The sequence below is a fragment of the Micromonospora aridisoli genome, from assembly GCF_056150025.1.
On the sequence record NZ_JAXCFK010000194.1, the window covers coordinates 1 to 510 of the forward strand.

The window sequence follows — 510 nt, forward strand, 5'->3', positions numbered from 1 at the left end:
CAGCCCGACGGCCGTCTTACCGGTGCCAGGGGCCCCCTGCACGCAGATCGAGTCGGCGAGGTCGGCGCGGACCAGCTCGTCCTGCTCCGGCTGGATGGTCGCGACGATGTCCCGCATCGGCCCGACGCGCGGCCGCTCGATCTCGGCGGTCAGGATCCGGCTGGCCGTGCCCAGCTCCTCGCCCCGGTCCAGGTGCTCGTCCTCGAAGCTGGTCAGGACCCCGGTGCTGAAGCCGAAGCGGCGGCGTACGGCGATGCCCTGGGGGTCGCGGGCGCTGGCCCGGTAGAACGAGCGGGAGACCGGAGCCCGCCAGTCGAGCACCATCGGCTCGCCCGACTCGTCGGTGACGTGCCGCCGCCCGACGTGGTAGCTGCGCCCGGCGTGGTCCGGGTCGACGTCGCCGCCCTCCGAACCGTCGGCGGTCCCGCCGAAGTCGAGCCGGCCGAAGAAGAGCGGCGTGGTCGTGTCGTCGGCCAGCTCCGAGACCCGCCGGGCCATGTGGCGGCCCAC

1 pseudogene is annotated in these 510 nt (G+C 74.5%); it reads right to left on the reverse strand.

Annotated features, from left to right (window positions below):
* Window positions 1-510, reverse strand: a pseudogene (locus SM447_RS30070) (AAA family ATPase); the annotation flags it as partial.